Source organism: Sphingobacterium arenae (assembly GCF_014692505.1).
Classification (GTDB): Bacteria; Bacteroidota; Bacteroidia; order Sphingobacteriales; family Sphingobacteriaceae; genus Sphingobacterium; species Sphingobacterium arenae.
In genome coordinates, this window is record NZ_JACNYK010000002.1 from 690,101 (window position 1) to 705,536 (window position 15,436).

Sequence of the window (15,436 nt, forward strand, 5' to 3'; positions counted from 1 at the left end):
ACAATCAATAAACGTTGTATCAATTGAACGGAATATATTAAAATTTAAATCGATATGAAAAAGGTTTACATTTTTAGTGGCTTAGGTGTCGACAAAAGAGTTTTTCAAAAAATAGATTTCGGAAACTTAAATATCGAATTCATAGATTGGATTGAACCTCGAAAGGATGAAAGAATTGAGCATTATGCGAAAAGGATTTCAAAGAAAATAAATGCTGAAAACCCGATTTTAATTGGTCTTTCTTTCGGCGGTATTATTGCCGTCGAAATTGCAAAAATGATAGCAATTGACAAGCTAATTTTAATTGCTTCGGCCAAGACTAGAAAAGAAATACCAATGCTGTATAGGATTTTGGGGAAACTAAAGATACATAACGTTATACCCGCACCTTTTCTTAAAAGCGCTAATTGTATTTCTAACTGGTTCTTTGGAGCTCAGACACCGAACGACAAAATATTATTAAAACAGATTTTAGAAGATACTGACAATAAATTCCTTTACTGGGCCATAGACAAAGTAGTGACTTGGGAGAACCTGCAGATCCCCCCAAATTATGTTCATATACATGGTCTCAATGACAGAATTCTACCTATTAAAAACATAAAAACGGATTATAAAATTCGGGGTGGTGGTCATTTTATGACGGTAAATAAATCAGAAGAAATAAGTAAATTGCTGAAGAAGATCATTGGTTAATAGTTTAGCAAACTCTCTACATCAAAATGGTATACGATTGAGACTGTAAAATAGACTGTGTCAAAGCTAAAAAACATTCTCCCCTTCACCGACAATTTCCCGACAACCACCGAGGAATAGCCTGCACCCCCCTAATTAATATTAGATAACAGAAGGCAACAGTTTACTTTTACAAATACTAACGTTTGTAAATTAATTTTTTAGTGCTGTTTTAATATCTTTTTATTTCAATCCTTAATGATGAAAATTTTAGTAGTTACCCTGTTTTCTGTTTTGGCAATGGCTCCTTTTGGACGATTAAATGCGCAAATCACAGCTGCAATAAAGGGACTCGGCAATGATACGGTTTATATATGGAAATATCCTTTGGCGAATATAAAGGACATGCATAAAGATACATTGATAGCGAATAATAATATGTTCACCTATCCAGTATCCACCGAGCCCACAGCTTATGCGATAATTCCACATAAAGCGGTATATAAAAGAAGTGATGGAAGTTTTTATGTTGCTCAAACAAAATTTATCGAACTTTTTAGCCTTCCAGATGAACAGATCACTATAGAAGGTGAACTCGAAGAGCGCTATCTTGATTATAAGACTTCGGGAAATGATGTTAGCCGAAAATTGGCGCAGTTTCGCACATCTTACAAAACCCCTTCTATAGAAGCTGTCAAAATTGAGCTTAAAATGGATTCTATGCGAGAAAATGGCGGAATCGAGGATCAAATCAACGAACTATTCCATACTAGACAGCAATATTTTGGTAAAATTGCCCAAGCCAAAACAGACTATGTAAATAATAATTTTGACCAGGATTTGTCGGCATACCTTATTTCTAGATTTTCTCTGGAGAAGTTTGCTACGTACTATCCGAAACTAACAACAGACATTCGGAACGGAATGTTCCGTGACGTCCTTGAAAATTCCTACAGAAACTATCAAAAATTTAACGCTGTAAAATTAGCGGAGGAAACCTTGAACATAGGGAATGATGCACCGCATTTCGAGTTAAAAGATAACCATGGCAAAGTCGTCTCGCTGTCAGACTTCGAAGGAAAAATAATAGTTCTGGAGTTTTGGGGAACGTGGTGTCCGCCGTGCCTAGAGGAAATCCCTAAATTGAAGTCTTTTTATGAAAAAAACAAGAAAAATATAGTCTTCGTAGGGATTGCATGTAATGAAAAAAAAGAAGAGTGGAATGCAGCTATAAGAGACTACAATCTGGAATGGCCCCAATTAATAAATTCCGACAAAGACGATGTAGCTATAATGTACGGTATCACTACATATCCTACGAAGATCGTGATTGATAAAAATTTGAAAATAGTTAAAAGATTTGTAGGTGCAACGGAAGATTTTTTCGCAGAAATACAGGATTTAATGAAGTGAGAGCTTAATGAGAAGACTATATGGATACTCATACTAGTCGGCAAGACTTTTCTAGCCCCATCTTTCGACTTTATTGTTAGATATATGGATTGCACGGATAAGCTAATTATAGAACTATGAGCGGCAATGCCTGCTTAGGTTCTAATGGATCGTCAGCAATCGATTCGATATCGTCCGACCGAATATAAGTAAACGATGGTTTACCCCTCCAATATGCGAATCAAATCCTCGTTGATATAAAAAACTTCTCGTCCGTCTTTCGCTGATGTGAGTATTCGTGCGGCGACCAGTTCATTGAAATATTTGGTCAATGTTGTTCTGGAGGTAAGTTTAATATCCGTCCTGTACGACCATTCCCATCGGGAAAAGGATGTATGGCTTCAAATTGATAATGCGCTACGCACATCTTAAGTAATGGATCTGTATCGGATAATTTATCATCATTTAAGTAGTCCAGTAGGTTCTCCATTAATCGTGCAATCAGACCGGTTCCTCTTGGAGGGGTATAGATGATTTCCCCCGATCTAAATTCACTCTGCCCACGTTGGATTACCGTCAATGTATGAGGCGGTCGTATGCTACCTGATGTATTTTTGATTTGCCGGAAAATGGCAATTATACTCTTGACGCCGTGACCATTTTTTTTAGAATGTCTACATCCTCACCAATATTTTCAGGAGGCAGTAATGGAAGATCGTTGAAAGATTTCGTTCTATCATATACCATATATAACTTATGTTCCCTATAGCAAGCCCGTAGCCGGCAGTACATAAAGGGGGCATCAGTGCCGTGGCAATCGCTACTCCCGGTATCGGGTTACCTTTGTTTACGCGTGTAGTAGCTATAACACCCACCAGACCTCCGAAAAAAGCAATCAGTACATCATAGATATTCGGCGAAGTACGGGCTAAAAGCTCAGACTGTGCTTCCTTGAACGGACTCAACGAAAAATAAAGGAACGAAACCAAAAGGCTGATACCTGTTGCTATCATGAGGTTTTTTATCGACTATTGAAGCAAGGCAAAGTCGAACGTCCCCAAAGCAAATCCCGCACCTACGATCGGCCGCATTAATGGTGAAATTAACATAGCGCCGATGATCACTGCAGTGGAGTTGACGTTCAGGCCAATGGATGCGATAACGATGGCACAGGCCAATATCCAGGCATTTGCGCCACGGAAAGAAATGTTGCTGACAACACTTTCCAGGACGGTTTCCTTTTTGTCTTCCCCATTATGAAGGTCAAAGAAACGGAGGATTTTGCTCATATTCTGACGAGTATATTTATAGAAAAAGTAAATATAGGAAAAAAGAAAAATGCGTTTAAGTTTATTGTCCTGCAGTCGTTATCTTAACCTACGGTTGGTATTGCTACTGATAAACATTTCATTGCGTTCTTCAGAAATAATCTCTATAAACCGCTCGTAATGTTTCAGTACGTCAGAAATCAATTCGTTTTTGGTAAAAAATCGTACATCATATCCCTCGCGATCGTCGCCAAAATAGGATTTAGGGAAAAATGTTTGGTTTCCTTCTATATCCGGCAGGTTCTCTTCATTCAGCAGGTAATCGGATACAATTCTTGATTCTCCTTTCACCCCGTACAAAAAATTATTTACAACATCGTATTTAATCTCTATCTCTATTCTATGGGGATTTTCGTAGAAATTAACTTTAGCCTCGACATCATTTCTGGAAAACTCCTCCTGCAATTCCACAAAGGCGTCTCTAACTGTTGTATCAATAAAACCAACGACAGACTTCTTATCACTGAAGGAGACGATCTGTTTCAAACGCTCCTTCCAAAATTCTCCTGACCAGGGTATCGTCGTTGCTGAAAAATCACGTTCGTAATAGCTTCTATCAATGGACAGTGCCTTTATCAGGCTGACGATGAATAGCAGCATGATAAGCGAAAACGGCAATGCTGTAATCAATGTCATACTTTGCAAGGCGGTCAGTCCGCCAGCGTTCAATAGCATCAGTGCCAATACGGCAAGCAGGACACCCCAGCCGATGGTCTGCCATTTCGGAGATATCGGGGCGTTTTTTGTCGCTATACTGTTCATGACAAACATACCGGAATCAGCAGACGTTACAAAGAAGATAATGATGATAGCAATAGTCAAAAAACTGGCGATTTCGGTTAATGGCAGGTATTCCAAGAAACGGAACATCAGGGCATCGGGATTGCCAGCGAGTTGACTCAATGCCCCGTCGGCAACGTTGGCATCAAACCATATCGCACTGTTTCCAAAAACAGTCATCCATATAAAATTAAACAGAGTAGGGATAATTAAGACTGCCGCTACAAACTCCCGTATCGTTCGTCCCTTCGAAATTTTAGCGATAAATAGCCCGACGTAAGGCGACCACGAAATCCACCACGCCCAATAAAGTATAGTCCAGTCATAAAACCATTGTTGCGTGTTCTCTTCGTACACATGTGTGTTGAATGTTAAGCTAAAGAATTCATTGATATATGTCCCGATCCCTTCCGTGAAACTTCCTATCAGATATACCGTAGGTCCGAGGGTCAAAACAAAAAGTAGGAGTATGACAACACTTACAATATTGATATTGCTCAATATCCTTACGCCCTTGTCCACTCCGCTCACGGCAGATATAATAGAAAGTGAAACCAATACACCGACAATTAATACCTGGTATATAAAGCTGGTTCCCGGCAAGATATTTAGTGTTTCCAGACCGGAGTTGATCTGCACTACCCCAAAACCCAATGTGGTGGTAATTCCAAAAAAAGTACTGCAAAGTGCGAATACATCAATCGTATTTCCCCATGTGCCTTTGATCTTATCTTTCAACAAAGGATAGAAACAGCTACGCAAGGAAAGAGGTAAACGGTAGCGGTAGGCAAAATAGGCCAAAGACAGTCCTACAACGCCATAAATAGCCCAAGCATGGATGCCCCAATGGAAAAAGGTGTACAGTTGTGCGTCTTTAGCTCGCTGGACGGCTGTGTTACCCGAAAACACCTCATTGGAATAATGCTGCATCGGTTCTGCAACACTGAAATACATTAACCCGATACCCATACCGGCAGCAAAAAGCATTGAGATCCACGAAAAGAAAGAATAGGTGGGTTTGCTGTCGTTTCTTCCTAACCGAATGTTACCATATTTACTGAACATCAGGTAAACTAAAAACAGGACAAAGATGGTTACCGACCAGACATAAACGTAATTCAGGTTTACAAAGATAAAGTTCTTAACCGTGCTAAGCAGGTTTTCTGTAAGGCTCGGGTAAACAGCAGATAATAGACAGATACCTACGATGAAGATCAGACTGGGAACGACGACGCCTTTGCTGAGTGTTGTTCTTATTCTTACAGGTTTTTTCATATGGAACTTTAAAATACTAGGCCTTTTGGTAATAGCATTCAATAAATAATCAAAGAAGTTCTGCCCGCGACAATTCCTTAAAACTACATTTGGGAATCACAGAACGACCATACAAACCTAATTAAATTCATTTTGATATACAATCTTATCAGCTTTGCTTATAAAAAATTAATAATTTATGAACGCTTTGCCGTGCAATTCAGTTGTTCCTTGTTATTGGAATTTATGCCTCGAATCAATATCCCGTATCGGATCCTAAGCCGCTGACATTTCCTTACAAGCTCAGGCACAGACGCGGCAAGCTTCAGCACACTGGCGGTAATGCTCCATTCCCATATCTGCATGCTTTTCACATTCATCTGCACATCTTTCGCAGATATCCGCACATAGTTTGCAAAGTTCTGTACTTAACAGCCCGTCGATACTCATAACTTTTACAGCAGCATCACAGACTATAGTACATTCAAAATTGAACTGGATACATTTTTTAAGATGATGTCGGCCGCAAACCGAGCTACTCAAAAAGATATTTATGATCTTGACCTTCTTTCTGAAAAATTCCCATTGATATACCTTTTGATCAGCTTGAAAGAAAACGTTCTCTATTTTCAGCAGAGAATCTTCGTACTATATTTGATCTCGACGGAGAGACAAATCCAATAGATCAGCCCTTAACTTTATTGAAGGTTGACGACGGAGATATACAAGGCAGAAAATCAAGGCCTCACCATTCACAAAATAGAGTTGACATTATGAAAGATCAGAAAAGTTGGCCAGTAGCCCGGTCAAGTTGGCGAAAAAAGATTCGCGCTCTTTTTGACCAATTAAATGTAAAATTCCCAGGGCCTTCCTCTTCTGACGTGGAAGAATAGAACCTGTACTACAAGCTGATAGCTGTCATGGTGTGTTTCAAAAACGGCTTGATGGCTAAATTCACGAATTTTGTGGGAGTTTCATTTACTCTTTCTTTATACTTGGTTCGCTATTTATTCGCCACTTATTCGTAAGTTGTTCGGAAGACTACCGGCATTTTACCGGGAAAGTACCGAGGATTTACCGTGTTGCGTACGGTAAATCCTCGGTAAACACTCGGTAAATCCCCGTTGAATGGGCGAACAAGGTGCGAACAGTGTGCGAATACGGTTTAAGTAATGTTCGAAAAAAGGGTGATCTGATAAATTATGTTTGTAAATTTCGTCCTGCAAGCAAGCGCTGGTGTCGTAACAATGCTTCCAGAAAATAATAATCCGCATACACCAATGGCACATCAACCTCATTGTTGCCGGGCAAATTGCCGACACTATGTTTCAATATAAAATTATTGTTTTCTCCTGGTTTAGCAATATAAGGAGCAGTGCTGAGATTATGTAGCATGCGTTCCGCAGCGTTAAAATATTTTTTTTGTTTCTCCTCCTCTTTAACAAAGGTAGAAAGCTCTAAAAGAGCGGAAGCCGTAATAGCTGCTGCCGAAGCGTCTCTAGGAGGTTCTGTAAAACGTGATGAATCATACTCCCAGTCTAAATTAGTAATCTTATCAGATGCATTGAAATCCCAATAGGGCACAAAATCATCTGGTAGATTTTTATTGTTTAAAAAGAAATCTGCCAACCCTGTAGCTGTTGTTAGAAATTTATCGTCTCTTGTGAATCTATACATCATCGTAAAACCATAGATTCCCCAAGCTTGCCCACGAGCCCAAGTAGAGCTATCAGCCAATCCCTGAGCGGTCTGACGATGCAGTACTTCTCCTGTTTGAGGATTATAGTCGATCACATGAAATGTACTAAAATCAGAACGAACGTGATTGGTCATCGTTCGTTCTGCATGACGAATTGCAATATCTCTAAAAACACTGTCCCCGGTATGCTCAAAGGCAAAAAATAAAAGCTCGAGATTAATCATGTTATCGATGATTACGGGAAAATCCCAGCTATTCTTTCCACCTATAGATTTACGCGGATTCCAAGACATGATACTGCCCACTGCTGGCGAGTATCGTTCGCATAATGAACGCGCTGACTGGATCAGAACATCTCGATATGCTTCCTTCTGCGTTAACCGATATGCATTGCCATAACTACAATACATCATAAAACCTATATCATGATGACTGGTATTATATTTGTTTCGTTCTAATGATTCTGTCCACCGAACAGCTTCTTTTTTCCATTTATCATTTTTTGTAAATTCATAGACATACCACAGATTACCTGGCCAGAATCCACCTGTCCAATTATGAATGTCTACCGTACGTAGTGAACCGTCCAATTCAGATGTTCTTGGGTATTGCGTGAGATCGGTAGCCGTCGTCAACATATTCGTATACTGCTGCTCGGCCAACGAGAAATTAGTTGCAATGTAAGTGTCGTTTTTCTTGTTAATACAACTGGAAAAAAACACAAATAACGTTAAAAAAAAGAATACCTGTATGCCGTTATTAGTTTTCATTTGTCGTTTTTTTATAAATGGATAATGTTTAATTGAGCGGTGTATCAATATTTATAATTTCTTGTTTAGTTAGTTGTAGCCATTGCTTTGGTTGTAAAATAACTCTTTTTTTGAAAGGCCTTGTTAAGTCTACCTCAACGGGGTCCTCTCCCGAATTGAGCATCAATAAAACACCTCCTTGATGTGAAAACACGATATCAGTGGCTTTACTTACTTTAAAAGTAATTTTTTTACTTTGATAAAATGACAGCTGCCAACCACCTATATAGGTTGCCTCGTCTACTAAACCGATCTTTTTACGAAAAACCATACCTTCTGCATTGCACATAACTTTACCAATCGAGTGTTTTCTGAAAGAAAATAATTGCGACTTACCCGTTTTTGAAACCAACACCGATAGATCTTCTTTCGATGTGCGTATATTTTTTGCCCAAACGGTTTCTGTTCGGGTTAGGTTAATATCACTAACATTAATATCAGGGTACTCTTTATTTTCTAAAAAAGGATACAATATTGTTGCAAATATTGCGGGAGTGTCTTGTTGTTTCCGATAGCGTGCGGTGGGAATTGGCCGGTGTTCACTTGGCATCCATCCAAGCATGGGGTCTTTCTGTCCCTGAATAAGTTCTGTAGTTAAGTTTTCAGTTTCCAACGCAAACAATGCTATCTGGGCATCATCTTCACTTTTGCTATATACTGCGTTGGCAACGGTATCAATTGTTGCAGAGTTCGCATTTAAATGAAAATGTGCATCGTACGTATGATAACCTGTGCCATCCAACTGATCGAGAATTAGCGCATAAAACGGTTTGAGATATAAAACGTGCCGCGTATGACGAACAGAGGTATCCCGATCATCCATCCACCTTTCAGGACGATATTGTTTGCTCGGGTCATATTCATTCGTTACATACCCACTATCGTAAGTAGCAGAGACATAGTCAAATAATGGCGTCGTCACCCAGGTATTATCAACCGGGAGATAGGTTTTAGGTATCTGTTTCTTTCGGTACTGCCACTTGCCATCTACAATAATTGTGTTATGTGAGGACGTATTGATAGCAAAACGACGCCATTCTGACTGATCATAATTATATTTTCCCGGGTCGAATAGCAATGATTTGCCATAAGCTTTCATGACCACCTGCAACATATCCTGCTCTGCATGCCCTATCCCTTGCGGTCCGCCTCTAAAAAACAGAAATTGGTCTTCCTTTTTCCAGCCGCTTCGCATCGCATAGAATCCCGCATAAGGTAATACAGTGGAAGTCGCTGGTGCTATGCCTTCCTTGCCATCAGAAGCCGCCCAAGCCAATAATGGATCGTAGCCCAATGAGAGACCTTTTTTTGATAGTGCGCGAATATTCCTAGGATTAGAATCATTGGTACGGACAAAATCTCCTGTTTGATCCATTATCAAGACAGGCGCGCGGTACATTAATTGCAGTTTCTCTATAAAGCCCTCAGGCAACGGAAAATTATTCAAAGTAGCGATATCATACAGATTATGATAAGATGCTACGACGCCGTAATGATAGCTAGGAGACAACTCCGCTTGTAAACCATCAGGAGGTACGACTCTATCAATCTCCCGTATGTATCTTTCAACAGCTATTTTCCGCCAGTTTTCGGCATCTTTAAATTCAGGAAATAATGCTCCGACAACATACAATGCATAGCTTTCGGTTGTAACGTGATTACCGGTCCGATCTGGTCTTGATAGAAGCATACCCTTTAGTCTATGGGCATGTTGATACGCTAAAGTAGAAACTATCATTTGATCTGAAGCAGTAAAAAAGGGCGCGTCTCGTAATGCAAAGTAGGTATTCATAATAGAAGTTACGCGAATGGCGACCTCCAATGTTCTCCATAATTTCGTCGAAGAATCTGATTCGCTATAATCGGATTGAAGTGGATGCTGCTCTAGAAAATCTTGCAGGAACCATAAAGCTTTTTTTCCATACTTTTCATTATTTGTATGTTGATATGCTTGCACCAGATGTTCTAAAAATTTCATACGACCAACAACTATCCATGTCCATTCATCCGTAAAAGCGGGATCCGTTGGCTTTCTGGGATTGTGGAGCCAATCAAAATCCTCGCCCATAAATACAGCACCTTTTACGTAGGGATGGGGACTAATATCATCGCGAAGATAATGTGCGCATATGCTGTCTGCTTTTGCATCGGTACTAATTTTATTGCCGGGTTGCAAAGCTATTGGGTCTACATTCCACCGTGCTGGACTTTTCAAACGCCTGTAGTTTAGATACTCCTCTGGTCCTACCTTGGCATGAATATCATACTCACCTACCATTTCATTAAAAATATAGTAATCTTGTGCATGCCCCGCATACGTCGTACACAGCATTATCATCAGCATCAGCAAAATTCGTTTTCCAACTCTTAAAAATATCATCATATATAGATTATTGCCCCAACCTTAACATTATCCGACCTTTATCTTGGCATTTTCATCAGGGTTGGATAAAACCATCCTGAGTGCGTTATTGTTGTTCCGTCGTATCCTCCTTTTATCGGTCTATGTCCTGAAACAAATGTTTCATACTCATCATCATAAAAATCATTCATTGCTTCCAATAGGTCTACCGGCCAATCGTCGTCTTGTGGACCACCCGCGCCCATTGGATAATGTGGCCATTCATCTTTATGCTGCACGTAATAGTGCAAATAGTCAAGTGCCTGTTTCAACGTACCAGCGGTATCCGGAACAAAATTAAATATATCATCTTGATCCCTATTTAAAGCCAATTGAGCAGTCATGGTGATGGGGGTTAATGCAAAATAAGTATACCATAATCCATTAACTCCCCGAAGTACTTCTTTGGGCATATGGCCATCACTCGCAATATTTTTGTCCATGCGTAATTTTACGCGGTTGATTTCGAATGTGAGCTTTGTATCGTCCTCTAGTAAATGATAAGAAGCAGCTACCGCGAAAGTTCCCCAATCTCCTTTATTATCTGTCCATGCTTTGGTGGTTGCTACGGCTGGAACATACACATCCTCCAACCACACTTTAAACTGATTCTTGTCTATCGTAGGCCAAACCGTATGCCCCATTAACAAGTCAGCAGCAGCAAGCAGTCCTGCCATACCATAAGCTGCAATGAGTCGGCTATCATCGGCATGGGAAATCGCAACGTTCGTCTGCGCCCATGCATTGAGAAAATAAATAGCCTTTTCAGCATAGGATGTGTCACCTGTTAGGGAAAATGCCAGTGCAGTTGTATACGCCCCGTGACCATCGCTAAGTATACCGGCCTTTGCGGCTCGATGACCGGGGGTATCTTCATAATATTTTGGCACATAGACAGTATCTGTTGCATGATGACTAATTGTCTTGAATGCGTCTGCTTTATCGATAAAATCATCATAGGCACTGCTCCAGGGCTCCAGTCCTCCATCCACTTTGCCTCGAACAAACGTAAGCTGATCCTGGGTATGAAGTAGACGTGGAAACAAAGTATCTGCCGGGACGGGGATTACCATTACCGGAGATAAATTAGTCAGCTTCTCTTCTTCGTGAGCTAAATATAGCTCCTCTTGAAACGAACAAGAGATAAAAGCTAAGCAAATAAGTAAATTTAAACTGATTAATTTAAACGCTTTTTTCATAATGATTTAATTTTAGTGTATAATTTGTTATTCTTCTACAACAATTTTCATTTTTACCGTCACCTCATGACCATCTGTTCCTCTCCCCGAAAAAGTTGCTGTGTAAGTTCCCGGATTAGCATATTGATACTCGTATTCTTTTTCTATGGTTTTTGCAGACGAACCGTCGCCGGTATCGAGCGATACATCTCCTTTTATCCCCGTGAGTCGATTCCAGAAACGTACTGTCTGTCCCGGTCTCAGCCCTCGTACCGGTGTATGGTATGCCCAACCGTATGCTAATGATTCATTATTCCGATTATCAAAGACGCGCACCTGCAAAAAGTCTCGATCTTCAGATCCATCATCGGTTCGAACAATCAATTCTTCTGTATATAACCCGGGACGAGAATAGCGAAGTTTATGTTTTGCTTGGTTGACGATCTGCCCGTCGTGCAATTTCCAGGTATAATCAATAATACGGTGCCCGGTACGGACAATACTTCTGGTGGCATCTAACGCTACTTCTTCTCCGGGCATGGTATAAGCATAGCTTCCGGATATAGCTATTAAATTTTCCGGATAGTCACGGAAATATGCTTCGATCAAAAATGGAAATGTACTAACTGGTCTACCTTTGTACGTAAAATCAATGTGTAGATGGGGATCTCTATACTGCGCTCCTGGGCGACGATAGGTATTCCCGGTCTTGGCCAGTATTTCACCGTCTTCAATATGAACGTCTTTTTGGATATTTTTTTGAACTGTAGTCGTATTGACATGTGAGACACGATAAGTAAAATCTGCGTCATGCCGCACAACAATGGCATTACTTTTACCATCTCCTTTAGGCAAAGGAGTTTCCATCACAGTCCCTTCAAGAATAGCCTGTACTTCAAGTTGATCTGGAATAGCTCCAAAATCCTCTCCGCGGTGGTAGTATAAGGAATTATAAGGCACTAATGATCCCCAAGTGTTTTGATAAGGGGATGATCCCCACCGATAGGATCGTATCGGAAATAGCATATCACTCGGTCCCCAGCTTTCGTTGTCAAGTGCTACCGCAATACGCGCGTCTTTTAGAAAGTTTTCTATCGCTAAAAAAGAGGCTTCTTTTGCCCATCTTTTCGTATCCTCTACATATAGGCGGAAACCGTCGACTGAAACAGGGCTTTGATAGGGCCGCTTTATTAATTCCACTTTTCTGCCATTCACCTCTAAGGACAAACGTACACTTTTTAAGTGTTTGGCTTGATATTCCTTGGGGATACGATGCCAGTAATTAGGTTCATATTCATGATCAATGCTTACTAGTTTTAATTTGCACGTATGCTTCTCACCATATCTATCTTGTAAAGTGATATGGTGGTCATCTCCAATATTGAAGTCAATATACATAGGCCATGCCGCTGCTTGTTGGCATATGGCTGCATAGAGTAACAATCCCAAAAAACGAATCATCATGCTAGGGTTCAATAGTTATCGAAATGGTTCGAGTGGCTTTCTTTTCTTCAAGTGCGGTAACATTCACGGCTTCAAACCTCGTATTGTACATCCCGGATTGGTTAAACACGTAATGATATTCTTTCTGCTGTCGATCAATAACAGCTTTAATAGGTACCCCTCCGGGTTGTAGCGCATCGGTATCTATCGGATCTGCTATTGCCCATCCTTCTGCGTATGTAGTACTCCCTGCGGGGTCAAATAACAAGCGGCCACCTGGCCCGTCTGCTGACCATCCCCACCCTGCTCCGGTTGCATTTCCGGCAAAATTGACAAACTTCCAATCCACAGATGTGTGCAAGGCGACATTGGATACAGATCCTGGTAATGCTACGTCGACCTTAAAATGATTGACCCACCAGTTACGTTGGGTAGCTGTCGCACTAGCTTCTCCTACATAACGAAAAGCAATATACAAAGGATGCCCTTCGATCACCAGATCGGTTATACTAGCTGTGCCTGACGGTCTTAGGGTTGTATTAATACCGAGTAAGAAACGGTCTGTGATATCGTGCCATGTGGCAGTATTAATACCGGATTCGGTGTAGTCCCCATTAAAATCCGAAGACGCCATCACACGGAGTTGGTTTTCCTGGGATCCAAACCGCACCTGACTTGCGAATGATAACTGCAAGTCACCTACTTCCCCCGAGTAGAATGTGATTACGTCTGCTTTTCCTTCGAGTATGAACCTAATGGTATCACCCACGTTATATGTATCTGACAAGGTATAGACATCAAAATCTGGCTGGGATACCTTGAGGTCTTCATATCGATCACAAGATGCTATCGTCATCATACTAATGAGTACAAAAGCATAATTTAGTATATTTTTCATGGCTAAACTTTAAATAAGTGTATTCAATATAATTATTGCTGACCTACCACCCCGCATTCTGTTCAAGATCTCTATTCAAACTCAACTCTCGCGCAGGAATAGGAAATAGGACGTTCCGATCGGTAACATTTTCAAAGGCCATTCTGTAAAATGCACCGGCGGGTAAGGTGCTTAAAACCTCTTTCATCTCCAATGTCAATATTCCCCATCGAATAAGGTCATACTTTCTAAGTGCTTCGAAACACAATTCCCGAGCTCGCTCTTCTTGAATGATCTGCTGGAACGTAACTCTATCCGTAATTTCATCAGTTCCCTCAAACAGCATAACCTGTGCTCTATCCCGAACTTGATTGAGTGCCGCGTGTGCATCGGCTGTCGGGCCATTAAGTTGATTTTCGGCTTCCGCATACATCAATAATACATCGGCATACCGTAATAACGGAAAGTTGATCGGTGTACCCAAACGGTGTTTAGGAATTACAACTTCATGCTCTCGACGATATTTGCCCGGATTTCTTTCAAGTATAGGCCGATCAACGCGATTTCCCTGCGCATCATAAGTAAAAGGACATATAGCCCAATCTCTTCTTATATCATCATCGTCATAAAGATTATAGAGTTTCGGAGTGGCGCGTATAAATCCATATGCGTGCCCGATTACATCTTCATTGGTAGTAAACACACCGTTTACATTGCCCACTCTTCCTACTGCATGAAACGCGTCGGTAAGATTTCCCCAAAATTCAACCTCAAGAATGCTTTCTTTTATATCGTACAAATCTTGAGAATAGTTTAGAAACACCTGCTCAAAGGATGGATTTAGCATATGGCCTTCGAGGGGATCCATGACTTTTTCAGCCCATTCTTTGGCGTCTTTATACTTTGATTCGTCTTTAATAGGATAACCTGCCCAATGAAGATAAACTCTGGCTAACATTCCTCTCACTGCCGAACGGCTTACTCTCCCACCAAAACCGACACTAACCGCAGAAGGAACCAATGATTCTGCTTCTTTCATATCGGCCACGATTTGTTCATATACGTGTACCGCACTCGCCCGCGGAATATTGTTGCCTTGTGCTGATTCCGTTGGTTCTAAAATTAGTGGTACACCTCCCCAGTTTATGACCAATAGAAAATAAAAATATGAACGCAGGAAAAGTGCTTCACCTTTTATAACAGCTCTTCTCTGTTCATCCATATTAGGTTTATCTATATTTGTTAACAGGATATTGGCACGATTTATTCCCTCATATAAGGTCCTCCACAAATTCGTCACCGTGACATCTGAAGGCCCGAAGACATAAACCTGTGGACCATTCACCTTGCTTGCGGCGCGATAATATCCTTCATCGGCTTCTGTACCCATCTCGGAGATATAATTAGTGGAATACAAGTTGCTGTGCGCCAATATTTCATAGACTCCTGATAATGCATAGTCCAAATGGGCTTCTGTATTAAAATAATTTACAGGCGATAGAAAATCATCTGGGGTGGTTTCGAAGAATTTATCACATGAATAAAAAATCATAAAAATCAGTGATAGCGAAACTATTTTTAATTTTTTCATAATACTTCT

General features: G+C 40.6%; 14 protein-coding genes. 2 read left to right on the plus strand and 12 right to left on the minus strand.

From position 1 onward, the window contains the following. Window positions 1–54: 54 nt before the first annotated feature. Window positions 55–696 carry an alpha/beta hydrolase gene (locus tag H8B17_RS09075; RefSeq protein WP_190308871.1) on the plus strand — a complete coding sequence of 214 codons (642 nt, stop codon included), beginning with the start codon at window positions 55–57 and terminating at the stop codon, window positions 694–696. Window positions 697–933: 237 nt separating this feature from the next. Further along, window positions 934–2,088: a TlpA family protein disulfide reductase gene (locus H8B17_RS09080; RefSeq protein WP_190308872.1), complete on the plus strand. Its 1,155-nt coding sequence runs from the start codon at window positions 934–936 to the stop codon at window positions 2,086–2,088. 200 nt (window positions 2,089–2,288) lie between these two features. On the opposite strand, the gene H8B17_RS20885 is transcribed toward H8B17_RS09080, so the two are convergent. The 12 genes from H8B17_RS20885 to H8B17_RS09130 all read right to left on the minus strand — a co-directional run bounded on the left by H8B17_RS20885 (window position 2,289) and on the right by H8B17_RS09130 (window position 15,427). Then, window positions 2,289–2,399: a hypothetical protein gene (locus H8B17_RS20885; RefSeq protein WP_380933595.1), complete on the minus strand. Its 111-nt coding sequence runs from the start codon at window positions 2,397–2,399 to the stop codon at window positions 2,289–2,291. Next, entirely contained in the window at window positions 2,396–2,647 is a 252-nt protein-coding gene (locus H8B17_RS09085; RefSeq protein ID WP_317171000.1) for a Fic family protein, read from the minus strand. Before H8B17_RS09085 ends, H8B17_RS20885 begins: the two co-directional genes overlap by 4 nt. A 94-nt stretch (window positions 2,648–2,741) precedes the next feature. Next, on the minus strand, window positions 2,742–3,092 hold the full coding sequence (locus H8B17_RS20605; protein WP_317171021.1) for a DUF389 domain-containing protein: 351 nt from the start codon (window positions 3,090–3,092) through the stop codon (window positions 2,742–2,744). Between the two features lie 3 nt (window positions 3,093–3,095). Continuing rightward, a complete protein-coding gene (locus H8B17_RS20610; RefSeq protein ID WP_223816454.1) occupies window positions 3,096–3,356 on the minus strand; it encodes a DUF389 domain-containing protein in 261 nt (86 codons plus the stop codon). Between the two features lie 78 nt (window positions 3,357–3,434). Beyond that, window positions 3,435–5,450 carry a BCCT family transporter gene (locus H8B17_RS09095; protein WP_190308873.1) on the minus strand — a complete coding sequence of 672 codons (2,016 nt, stop codon included), beginning with the start codon at window positions 5,448–5,450 and terminating at the stop codon, window positions 3,435–3,437. Between the two features lie 282 nt (window positions 5,451–5,732). Further along, window positions 5,733–5,879, minus strand: a complete 147-nt coding sequence (locus H8B17_RS09100) for a four-helix bundle copper-binding protein (RefSeq protein WP_190308874.1) — start codon at window positions 5,877–5,879, stop codon at window positions 5,733–5,735. Window positions 5,880–6,629: 750 nt separating this feature from the next. Beyond that, the gene (locus H8B17_RS09105) at window positions 6,630–7,898 is read right to left on the minus strand and encodes a glycoside hydrolase family 88 protein (protein ID WP_190308875.1); all 1,269 of its coding nucleotides are present in this window, start codon (window positions 7,896–7,898) and stop codon (window positions 6,630–6,632) included. A 28-nt stretch (window positions 7,899–7,926) separates the two neighbouring features. Beyond that, on the minus strand, window positions 7,927–10,281 hold the full coding sequence (locus H8B17_RS09110; protein WP_190308876.1) for an alginate lyase family protein: 2,355 nt from the start codon (window positions 10,279–10,281) through the stop codon (window positions 7,927–7,929). A 77-nt stretch (window positions 10,282–10,358) separates the two neighbouring features. Further along, the gene (locus H8B17_RS09115) at window positions 10,359–11,537 is read right to left on the minus strand and encodes an alginate lyase family protein (RefSeq protein ID WP_190308877.1); all 1,179 of its coding nucleotides are present in this window, start codon (window positions 11,535–11,537) and stop codon (window positions 10,359–10,361) included. 27 nt (window positions 11,538–11,564) lie between these two features. Next, window positions 11,565–12,980 carry a PKD domain-containing protein gene (locus H8B17_RS09120; RefSeq protein WP_190308878.1) on the minus strand — a complete coding sequence of 472 codons (1,416 nt, stop codon included), beginning with the start codon at window positions 12,978–12,980 and terminating at the stop codon, window positions 11,565–11,567. 1 nt (window position 12,981) lies between these two features. Beyond that, window positions 12,982–13,857 (minus strand): DUF5017 domain-containing protein, encoded by an 876-nt coding sequence (locus H8B17_RS09125; protein WP_190308879.1) that lies wholly within the window; start codon window positions 13,855–13,857, stop codon window positions 12,982–12,984. Between the two features lie 43 nt (window positions 13,858–13,900). Further along, window positions 13,901–15,427 (minus strand): RagB/SusD family nutrient uptake outer membrane protein, encoded by a 1,527-nt coding sequence (locus tag H8B17_RS09130; RefSeq protein WP_190308880.1) that lies wholly within the window; start codon window positions 15,425–15,427, stop codon window positions 13,901–13,903. Between the last annotated feature and the right edge of the window lie 9 nt (window positions 15,428–15,436).

Coding starts and splice junctions, on each gene's coding strand:
- H8B17_RS09075 (WP_190308871.1), top strand. CDS start 55: ATGAAAAAGGTTTACATTTTTAGTGGCTTAGGTGTCGACAAAAGAGTT.
- H8B17_RS09080 (WP_190308872.1), top strand. CDS start 934: ATGATGAAAATTTTAGTAGTTACCCTGTTTTCTGTTTTGGCAATGGCT.
- H8B17_RS20610 (WP_223816454.1), bottom strand. CDS start 3,356: ATGAGCAAAATCCTCCGTTTCTTTGACCTTCATAATGGGGAAGACAAA.
- H8B17_RS09095 (WP_190308873.1), bottom strand. CDS start 5,450: ATGAAAAAACCTGTAAGAATAAGAACAACACTCAGCAAAGGCGTCGTC.
- H8B17_RS09100 (WP_190308874.1), bottom strand. CDS start 5,879: ATGAGTATCGACGGGCTGTTAAGTACAGAACTTTGCAAACTATGTGCG.
- H8B17_RS09105 (WP_190308875.1), bottom strand. CDS start 7,898: ATGAAAACTAATAACGGCATACAGGTATTCTTTTTTTTAACGTTATTT.
- H8B17_RS09110 (WP_190308876.1), bottom strand. CDS start 10,281: ATGCTGATGATAATGCTGTGTACGACGTATGCGGGGCATGCACAAGAT.
- H8B17_RS09115 (WP_190308877.1), bottom strand. CDS start 11,537: ATGAAAAAAGCGTTTAAATTAATCAGTTTAAATTTACTTATTTGCTTA.
- H8B17_RS09120 (WP_190308878.1), bottom strand. CDS start 12,980: ATGATGATTCGTTTTTTGGGATTGTTACTCTATGCAGCCATATGCCAA.
- H8B17_RS09125 (WP_190308879.1), bottom strand. CDS start 13,857: ATGAAAAATATACTAAATTATGCTTTTGTACTCATTAGTATGATGACG.
- H8B17_RS09130 (WP_190308880.1), bottom strand. CDS start 15,427: ATGAAAAAATTAAAAATAGTTTCGCTATCACTGATTTTTATGATTTTT.